This window comes from Paracoccus sediminilitoris, from assembly GCF_003259195.1.
GTDB classification, from domain to species: Bacteria; Pseudomonadota; Alphaproteobacteria; order Rhodobacterales; family Rhodobacteraceae; genus Paracoccus; species Paracoccus sediminilitoris.
The window spans coordinates 45321-54158 of the sequence record NZ_QJPK01000020.1; the positions used below are offsets into that span (position 1 = coordinate 45321).

The window sequence follows — 8838 nt, forward strand, 5'->3', positions numbered from 1 at the left end:
GCAATCCTCTCGTTTGTCGTCATTCGGCCGCAAGGGCCTGACGGGGCTGTCCGGGTCGGTGCAAGGGCAGCTCGACCCGGAAGACGGCGCCGCCTTCGGTTTCGTTATGGGCGGTCAGGCGACCCCCGAAATCCGCCACGATGGTGGAGGAGATGGCCAGCCCCAGTCCAGTGCCCTCGCCGGGCTTCTTGGTCGTCCAGAAGGGTTCAAACAGCTTTTCGAGGTCCGATACACCCGGCCCGTTGTCGCGAATCGACACATAGGCGTGAGCGCCGGCCTCGACCGTGATCTCGATCGCGGCATCGGGGCGGCCCTTGACCGCATCGACCGCGTTGCGCAGCAGGTTGATCAGCACCTGTTCCAGCCGGATGCGGTCGGCCATGACCATCACCCTTTCGCGCGGCACGTTGCGGATGATGCGGATCGGGCGCGTGCGTAGCTGCGGTTCCATCATGGTCAGCGCGCTGCTGACGGCGGCGCGCAGGTCCACGGGCTCGACCGCCTCGCCGCCCTTGCGGGCATAGGATTTCAGCTGGCGGGTGATGGCCCCCATCCGGTCGATCAGGTCGTCGATTCGCTGGAAGCTGGACAGCGCCTCCTCGGGGCGGGACCGCTGCAGCAGCAGGCGCGCGCCCGCCAGATAGGTCTTCATCGCGGCCAGGGGCTGGTTCAGTTCGTGGCTGACGCCCGCGGACATTTCCCCCAGCGCGGCCAGCTTGCTGGATTGCTGCATGGTCTGTTCGGCGACGCGCAATTCCTTCTGCACCCGTTCGCGTTCCGCGATCTCGCGCGTCAGGCGGGCATTCAGGGCGCGCAGATCGGCGGATTCGCGGCGATAGGCGGCCGATTGCAGCCGCGCGCGGCGCGACATCAGCCAGAAGGTCCCCGCCAGCAGGATGGCAAAGCCCATGATCTGCAAGGCCAGGATTGCGTTGACCTTTTCGCGCACCGAACTGTAGGCGGTAAAGCTGATCATCCGCCAGCCGCGGAAGGGCACGCGCGCCTCGGACCGCATGACGGCGCGGCCTTGGACATAGGCATCGGCGGGCGTCGCCGTCCAGTCGGCGGTCACCTGGAAGGCGCGCTGGATGGCCGATGGTGCCGACCGCACCGCCAAGGCCTGCGGCATGGTCAGGCCCCGCCAGCGCGGTTCGGTGGACAGGATGATGTTGCCCTCGCTGTCGGTGACGGCCACCGCGTCCGAAATGCCCGCCCAGGACCGTTCCAGCTGGGACAGATCGGCCCCCACGACGATGACCCCCAGGGTCTTGCCATCCGACACGACAGCGCGGGAATAGGCGAATTCATAGGCCCCCGAGGCCAGTTCGGATACTGTAAAAACGGTATCGCGGGCACGCAGGGCCTCGACGAAATAGGGGGCGGCGACGCTGTTCACCCCGATCTGATAGCGGTCCGTCGATCCGACCACCCGCCCCGAGGCATCCAGCAGCCGGATCGAGGCGGCGCCGATCTCCTCTTGCGCGGTCATCAGGCGCGCCGAAGTGGTCGAGAAATCATTTCCCAGCAGCGCCGCGATCAGCGCCGGGTCCCGCGCCAGCAGCAGCGGCACCACGGAATTGCGCTGCAGTTCCGACATCAGGTTGCCACTGTAGAGCGCGATGCGCAGTTCGGACCTGACGCGGGTGTTTTCAGAAAACCGGTCGGTCAGCCAAGCGTTGGTCGTCCAGATCGTTGCCAGCGCCGTCAGGAAGATCAGGACGACGGTGGAGCGCAGCCACCACGGGTTAGACAGGCGCGACCGTCTGGCCCGCCTGCGTTCGACCCTGTCCTGAATGTCCTCTTCACCGCCCACACACCGGCCCGTCCATTTCGCGTGACTGACGCAATCTAGGACCAACCGGCGCGCGGCTCAAGTCAGGCATGGGCAAGCGCGTCGACCAGCCCCCGGAACAGGGCTGCGCCATCCGTGCCGCCGGTGACCGGATCGACCGCGCGTTCGGGGTGGGGCATCATGCCCAGCACGCGACGGTTTTCCGACAGCACGCCCGCGATATCCTGGACAGATCCGTTGACGGCGGGGGCATAGGTGAAGGCAATGCGGTCCTGATCCTGCAGCTGCGCCAGCCCGTCGGCGGTGATCTGATAGTTGCCGTCATGGTGGGCGACGGGGATGCTGATCTGCTGGCCCTTGTCATAGCCCGCGGTGAAGGCGCTGTCGGCGGTGGCCACCTTCAGGGTCGTGGGCTTGCACAGAAAGGTCAGGCCGGTGTTGCGCATCAGCGCGCCGGGCAGCAGGCCCAGTTCCGTCAGGACCTGGAAGCCGTTGCAGATGCCCAGTACATAGCCGCCACGGGCCGCATGGGCCCGCAGCGCCACCGCGATGGGCGATTGGGCCGCAATGGCTCCGCAACGCAGATAGTCGCCGAATGAAAAGCCGCCGGGGACGCCCACCAGGTCGATGCCTTCGGGCAGGCTGTCATCCTTGTGCCAGACGCGGGTGACGTCGGCCCCCGCCTGTTCCAGCGCGACGGCAAGGTCGCGGTCGCAGTTCGATCCGGGGAAAGTGACGACGGCGGCTTTCATCGCAAGGACTCCTGTCAGCGGGGATGGGCGGGACATAGCGCAGCTTTTCCCACGAAGAAAGGGGCCACCGGCCCCCCTCATGCGAAAGGGGCCGGGCGATGCGCCCGGCCCCTTCGCGGTTCCGACTTAGGCCAGAGCCTTGTTCAGGTATTCGTCCACCTTTTCCAGATAGCCCATGGTGGTCAGCCACTTCTGGTCGGGGCCGACCAGCAGCGCCAGGTCCTTGGTCATGTGACCGTCTTCCACGGCCTGGACGGTCACCCGCTCCAGCGTCTGCGCAAAATTCAGCAGCTCGGCGTTGTCGTCCAGTTTCGCGCGGTGCTTCAGGCCGCCCGTCCAGGCAAAGATCGACGCGATCGAGTTGGTCGAGGTCGCATTGCCCTTCTGGTGCTCGCGGTAGTGGCGCGTGACCGTGCCGTGGGCCGCTTCGGATTCCACAACCTGTCCGTCGGGCGTCATCAGCACCGAGGTCATCAGGCCCAGGCTGCCGAAGCCCTGCGCGACGGTGTCGGACTGAACATCGCCGTCATAGTTCTTGCAGGCCCAGACATAGCCGCCCGACCATTTCATCGCCGATGCGACCATGTCGTCGATCAGGCGGTGTTCGTAATGGATACCGGCCTTTTTGAACTGGTCCTCGAACTCGGCCTCGTAGACTTCCTGGAACAGGTCCTTGAAGCGACCGTCATAGGCCTTGAGGATGGTGTTCTTGGTCGACAGATAGACCGGATAGCCGCGCGACAGACCATAGTTCATCGAAGCACGCGCAAAGTCGCGGATCGAATCGTCCAGGTTGTACATGGCCATCGTCACGCCCGAGGACGGGGCGTCGAAGACTTCATGCTCGATCGTCTCGCCGTCTTCGCCGACGAACTTGATCGTCAGCTTGCCCTTGCCGGGAAAGCGGAAGTCGGTGGCGCGATACTGGTCACCAAAGGCGTGACGACCGACGATGATCGGCTGCGTCCAGCCCGGCACCAGGCGGGGCACGTTCTGGCAGATGATGGGTTCGCGGAAGATGACGCCGCCGAGGATGTTGCGGATGGTGCCGTTGGGGCTGCGCCACATCTTCTTCAGGCCGAATTCCTCGACCCGGCCCTCATCGGGGGTGATGGTCGCGCATTTGACGCCAACGCCGTATTTCTTGATGGCCTCGGCCGCATCGATCGTGATCTGGTCGTCGGTGCGGTCACGCTCCTCGATGCCCAGGTCATAGTATTTCAGGTCGATGTCCAGATAGGGCAGGATCAGCTTCTGCTTGATGAAGTCCCAGATGATCCGCGTCATCTCATCGCCGTCAAGCTCGACGACGGGATTTGCGACCTTGATCTTCGACATGGGGTCCCCCTTGGCGTTTGAATTGGATGCCCCGCCTATAGCCCGAATGGGGCTGCTTGGGAAGACGGTATGCAATTGTATGCGAACCATGCCAACGCTGCCGACAATTGGACACGAATTTGTGTAAACATATAAAGGTGTACAAATAGAACAAATGCCGCGGAACTGCTAGGAGACAACTTTACCAGCACCGAAGGTTTCATGATGACCTCTTACAGCAGCGCGACGTGGATGTACTTCGGCAACAAGCCGCAGATCAATGCGGATTGGAACACCACCATGACCGATGCTCAGGCTGACAGCCTGAACGGATACAAAGCGGTCGGCCCCAATCAAATCAGCGCCGTGACCGTCACGGCCCAAGATCGTTTCGTCGGCATCGACAACCAGAGCACCAAGGTCTGGGCGACCACCTATAACCATCACCCTGACGGTTACAGCGTGATGAATTATACATCACCCACCTCGGGAACGGCTGTCAAAAGCGCGATCACCGGGTTTGCAAAGGTCAATTACCGCATCACCCTGCCTGATGGCACGACGCAGGATCAGTCCGGCGTGATGATGCAGATGTATAACGGCGACATGTTCTTCCGCCCGGCACTGCAAACTGTCGATTCTTGGAAAGACATCACGCAACTGCATTCGGTCGAGGTTCTGGAAGCGGATCCGCAGCCAAGTTCGACCTATGTCGCGCAGGTTTCCTTCAAGCCCAGCATCTTTGATCTGGACATCGTCTGCTTTGCTGCCGGCACCCTGATCCGCACCGACAAGGGCGACATCGCCGTCGAGGCCCTGCGGGTCGGCGACATGGTCTGGACCCGCGACAATGGCTTCCAGCCGCTGCGTTGGGCCGGTGTCAGCCATCTGGATGCCATCGACCTGGCCGCCAAGCCCAAGCTGCTGCCGATCCGCATCAAGGCGGGCGCACTGGGTGCGAACATGCCCGCAGCCGACCTGGTCGTGTCGCCCCAGCATCGCATCCTGGTCCGTTCGGCCATCGCTCAGCGGATGTTCGGCGCGCTCGAGGTTTTGGTTCCGGCCAAGCATCTGACCGAATTGCCGGGCATTGACGTCGATGCCGCGGTGACCTCGATCACCTATCATCACCTGATGTTCGACGCACACGAGGTCGTGGTGTCGAACGGTGCCGACAGCGAATCGCTCTATCCCGGCCCGCAGGCCCTGCGCGCGCTTGGCGCCAAGGCGGTAGCCGAGATCGAGGCGATCTTCCCCGGCGTTCTGATGGCATCGCCCCAGACCGCGCGGCCCTTTGCACGCGGCGCCAAGGTGCGGCAGATGGTGTCGCGCCACGTGGCCAACAAGCAACCGCTGGCATCCTGATTCTGACGCAGCCCGACCACGGTCGGGCTGCGGTTCAGGCGGCGGCGAAGTGACGCGCCAGCCGGTCGTGAAGCCAACCCCACAAATCCGATGACGCGCGTCCGACAGGTTGTCCGACGCGCGTTTCCATTTGTGCCAGCGACACGTCATATTCGATCCAACCCAAACCGCCCGCATGCAGATGCTGGATAGCGGGCTGGGCGCGATCCAGCCCCTTGGCAAAGATCGCGTCCGGGGTCTGCTGTTCTTCGAATTCCTGCCACAGGGCCAGGAACTCGGCCCCCTGTCCCGCGGGCAGCAGGCCGAAGATGCGGCGGGCGGCGGCGGCTTCGTCGGCTTGGATCTGCGCCGAACCATGCGCCTGCCCCCCCGCCGAATGCAGCGGCACGTCACCCACGTCGATCTCGACCAGATCATGGATCAGCAGCATGCGGATGACGCGACCGATATCCACGCCGGGACCCGCCAGATCCGCAAAGGCCAGCGCGTAAAGCGCCAGATGCCAGCTGTGTTCGGCGCTGTTTTCATGGCGCGACAGGTCGATCAGCGTATTGGCCCGATGAACCGATTTCAGCTGATCGGCCTCGGCCAAAAAGGCCAAGCGGCGGGACAGATCATCATCCGGCAAGGGTTGGCCCGCCAGCAGCAGCCGCGCCGCCTGAATGATCTGCGGCCATTCGTGGTTCAGACGCGCGGCGCGCCCCCGATCCAGGTTGTCGCGCACGATATCCACATGCTCGGCCACAGGCCGGGGCGCCTGCATCACCTGGAACAGGGGATGCACATGGTCCATCCGCTTGGCCATCACCGCGTCATCAGACCCGTGGGATTCGAATTCGGACCACAGCGTCAGAAGACGGTCGGCATCGGGCGACAGGCCGAAGATTCGGCGGGCGGCGGCAAGCTCGGCCCGGTTCAGGGCGGCGACGTCATGGTCCAAGTGGATGGGCTGATCGCCCACGTCGATCTCGACCAGGTCGTGGATCAGCAGCATGGCAATGGCGCGGTCGCTGGCACCGAAGACCATCGCGTAAAGCGCGACGTGCCAGCTGTGTTCGGCGCTGTTTTCGTCCCGCGACAGGTCCATCAGGACATTGGCGCGGGTGACGGATTTCAACCGGTCGGCCTCGCACAGGAAAATGACATGCTGGCCGATCCGGTTGGTCATTGGCAAGGCGTCCTCAGCGCGTGGTTTCGGTCAGACGCTTGCGGACATAGGTCTGCATCAGGTCGATCATCGGCTTCATGTGGGCCTCGTCGTCGCGGAAGAAGTGATCGGCGCCTTCGATCTCTTCATGCGTGATGGTGATGCCCTTTTGTTCACGCAGCTTGCCCACCAGCGTGTGGGTGTCCTTGGGGGGCGCCACGCGATCGGCGGTGCCATTCACGATCAACCCTGAAGACGGGCACGGTGCCAAGAAGCTGAAATCATACATGTTCGCGGGCGGCGACACGCTGATGAAGCCGGTGATCTCGGGACGGCGCATCAGCAGCTGCATCCCGATCCAGGCGCCGAAGCTGAAACCCGCGACCCAGCAATGCTTGCTGTTGGGGTTCATCGACTGCAGGTGATCCAGCGCCGATGCGGCATCGGACAATTCGCCGACCCCTTGGTCGAATTCGCCCTGGCTGCGGCCCACGCCGCGGAAGTTGAAGCGCATGACGGTAAAGCCCATGCGATGGAACGCATAGTGCAGGTTATAGACCACGCGGTTGTTCATCGTGCCGCCGAACTGGGGGTGCGGATGCAGAACGATGGCGATGGGCGCGTCGGGCTTGCCGGGCTGGGGGTGGTAGCGCGCTTCGAGACGGCCTTCGGGGCCGGGGAAAATCAGCTCGGGCATGGTCTTCCTTCACAGGGCTTTCGGGTTTCTTGACGCTTGCGCGCATGGCTTCTAGACGGGATATCTGGGAAGCCCGCGCGGACTTGGCAAGAAACATGCTGGGCTGGGCATAGCGCGCGATGACGGCGCCCGTCAATGCAAGGCACATGTTTCGGTGCCGCTTAAAAGAGGCTGTGCCATGAAACTGTCGACCAAGGGGCGTTACGCCATCATCGCGCTGGTGGATCTGGCCATCGCCAAGAACGACGAACTGACCTCGCTGGCCGAAATATCGAACCGGCAGGACATCTCGCTGCCCTATCTGGAACAACTGTTCGTGCGCCTGCGCCGCGCGGGGCTGGTGTCATCGGTGCGGGGTCCGGGCGGCGGCTATCGCCTTGCGCGCGCACCCGAAACGATCCGCGTGGCCGAAATCCTCGAGGCGGTCGATGAGACCGTCAGCGCCATGCATATCGGGGCCGGCGCTTCGGGGGGCATCTCGGGGTCGCGGGCGCAGACGCTGTCGAACCGGCTTTGGGAAAGCCTCTCGGCGCATGTCTATGTGTTCCTGCACAATCACAGCCTGGCGGACGTGGCCAAGAACCAGCTGCTGCCCTGCCCCGCGCTGCCCAAGATCCTGAACGTCGTGGACGAATGATCCACCCGTTCACGGGGTGATGAAGTTTTTTTGATCCGGCGTGCATCCGGTCACCTCCGGCCCGAGTCATCGGTGCCAGAGGCCACGAACGGGCCTTGGTGCACATCGGATGAGGAGAACGTCATGTCAGCCACCCCGAAACACTCCATGAAGATCGCGACGCTTTACGGCAGCGTCGCGTTTGTCGCGCTGATCGGCGGCGCAGGGCTCGCGCGGGCCGATACCACGGCGGATTGCAACACGGGCGCGGGCACCAATTCGGTGGAATGCGGCGTGAATTCGACTGCGGATGGTGAATTCTCGGTCGCCATCGGCGATGGTGCGATGACCGATGAAACGGCGGTCGACGGCGTGGCCATTGGCGGCGTCGCCATGGCGTCGGGTCCCTCGACCACCGCCGTGGGCGGCGAGAGCGTCGCGACCGGACCGGGTGCATCCGCCATCGGCTGGCAATCCATGGCATCCGCCGAACGCGCCCAGGCCTTTGGACATCTGGCCACCGCGCAGGGCGTGCGCTCGCTGGCCATTGGTGAGAACGCCGATGCCCAAAGCGACCTCTCGACCGCCATCGGCAATGAGACCATCGCCAATGGCACCGACGCGCTGGCCATCGGTGATACCGCTGCGGCCAACGGCCCTTCGACCACAGCTGTCGGCGGCGAATCCGTCGCGACCGGCCCCGGTGCCTCGGCGATCGGCTGGCAGTCCATGGCGACCGCTGAGCGCGCCCAGGCCTTTGGTCCCCTTGCCACCGCGCAGGGCGTGCGCTCGCTGGCCATCGGTGATACCGCTGCGGCCAACGGCCCTTCGACCACCGCTGTCGGCGGCGAATCCGTCGCGACCGGCCCCGGTGCCTCGGCGATCGGCTGGCAGTCCATGGCGACCGCTGAACGCGCCCAGGCCTTTGGTCACCTTGCCACCGCGCAGGGCGTCCGTTCGCTGGCCATTGGCGAGAACGCCGATGCGCAGACTGATCTGTCGACCGCCATCGGCAATGAAAGCATCGCAAACGGCACCGACGCGCTGGCCATCGGCGACACCGCTGCGGCCAACGGACCCTCGACCACCGCAGTCGGTGGTGAGTCCGTCGCGACCGGCCCCGGTGCCTCGGCCATCGGCTGGCAGTCCATG

The 8838-nt window shown here is 64.2% G+C and carries 7 protein-coding genes and 1 pseudogene; 3 read left to right on the forward strand and 5 right to left on the reverse strand.

Features of this window, described 5'->3' with window-relative positions:
* Positions 1–19: 19 nt before the first annotated feature.
* The 3 genes from DKT70_RS13775 to DKT70_RS13785 all read right to left on the reverse strand — a co-directional run bounded on the left by DKT70_RS13775 (position 20) and on the right by DKT70_RS13785 (position 3882).
* On the reverse strand, positions 20–1795 hold the full coding sequence (locus DKT70_RS13775; RefSeq protein ID WP_111559695.1) for a sensor histidine kinase: 1776 nt from the start codon (positions 1793–1795) through the stop codon (positions 20–22).
* An 80-nt stretch (positions 1796–1875) separates the two neighbouring features.
* On the reverse strand, positions 1876–2544 hold the full coding sequence (gene purQ, locus DKT70_RS13780) for a phosphoribosylformylglycinamidine synthase subunit PurQ (protein WP_111559686.1): 669 nt from the start codon (positions 2542–2544) through the stop codon (positions 1876–1878).
* 126 nt (positions 2545–2670) lie between these two features.
* Complete coding sequence (locus DKT70_RS13785) at positions 2671–3882, reverse strand: NADP-dependent isocitrate dehydrogenase (protein WP_111559687.1); 1212 nt, start codon at positions 3880–3882, stop codon at positions 2671–2673.
* Between the two features lie 204 nt (positions 3883–4086).
* Between DKT70_RS13785 and DKT70_RS13790 the strand changes: the two genes are divergently transcribed.
* Positions 4087–5226, forward strand: coding sequence for a Hint domain-containing protein (locus DKT70_RS13790; protein ID WP_233490591.1), 1140 nt, complete (start codon positions 4087–4089; stop codon positions 5224–5226).
* A 34-nt stretch (positions 5227–5260) separates the two neighbouring features.
* Here DKT70_RS13790 and DKT70_RS13795 read toward each other — a convergent pair whose 3' ends face one another.
* Both DKT70_RS13795 and DKT70_RS13800 read right to left on the reverse strand, forming a co-directional pair.
* Positions 5261–6394: an HD domain-containing protein gene (locus DKT70_RS13795; protein WP_111559688.1), complete on the reverse strand. Its 1134-nt coding sequence runs from the start codon at positions 6392–6394 to the stop codon at positions 5261–5263.
* Positions 6395–6407: 13 nt separating this feature from the next.
* Positions 6408–7070 carry an alpha/beta hydrolase gene (locus DKT70_RS13800; protein WP_111559689.1) on the reverse strand — a complete coding sequence of 221 codons (663 nt, stop codon included), beginning with the start codon at positions 7068–7070 and terminating at the stop codon, positions 6408–6410.
* Positions 7071–7248: 178 nt separating this feature from the next.
* Here DKT70_RS13800 and iscR point away from each other — a divergent pair, with 178 nt between their 5' ends.
* Together iscR and DKT70_RS13810 are read left to right on the forward strand one after the other, a co-directional pair.
* A complete protein-coding gene (gene iscR / locus DKT70_RS13805) occupies positions 7249–7707 on the forward strand; it encodes a Fe-S cluster assembly transcriptional regulator IscR (RefSeq protein WP_072298463.1) in 459 nt (152 codons plus the stop codon).
* A gap of 123 nt (positions 7708–7830) precedes the next feature.
* Positions 7831–8838 (forward strand): annotated as a pseudogene (locus tag DKT70_RS13810) (hypothetical protein); the annotation flags it as partial.

Excerpts from the sequence above, each read along its gene's own strand:
- DKT70_RS13785 (WP_111559687.1), bottom strand. The coding sequence starts at position 3,882 with ATGTCGAAGATCAAGGTCGCAAATCCCGTCGTCGAGCTTGACGGCGAT.
- DKT70_RS13800 (WP_111559689.1), bottom strand. The coding sequence starts at position 7,070 with ATGCCCGAGCTGATTTTCCCCGGCCCCGAAGGCCGTCTCGAAGCGCGC.
- DKT70_RS13790 (WP_233490591.1), top strand. The coding sequence starts at position 4,087 with ATGACCTCTTACAGCAGCGCGACGTGGATGTACTTCGGCAACAAGCCG.
- purQ (WP_111559686.1), bottom strand. The coding sequence starts at position 2,544 with ATGAAAGCCGCCGTCGTCACTTTCCCCGGATCGAACTGCGACCGCGAC.
- iscR (WP_072298463.1), top strand. The coding sequence starts at position 7,249 with ATGAAACTGTCGACCAAGGGGCGTTACGCCATCATCGCGCTGGTGGAT.
- DKT70_RS13795 (WP_111559688.1), bottom strand. The coding sequence starts at position 6,394 with ATGACCAACCGGATCGGCCAGCATGTCATTTTCCTGTGCGAGGCCGAC.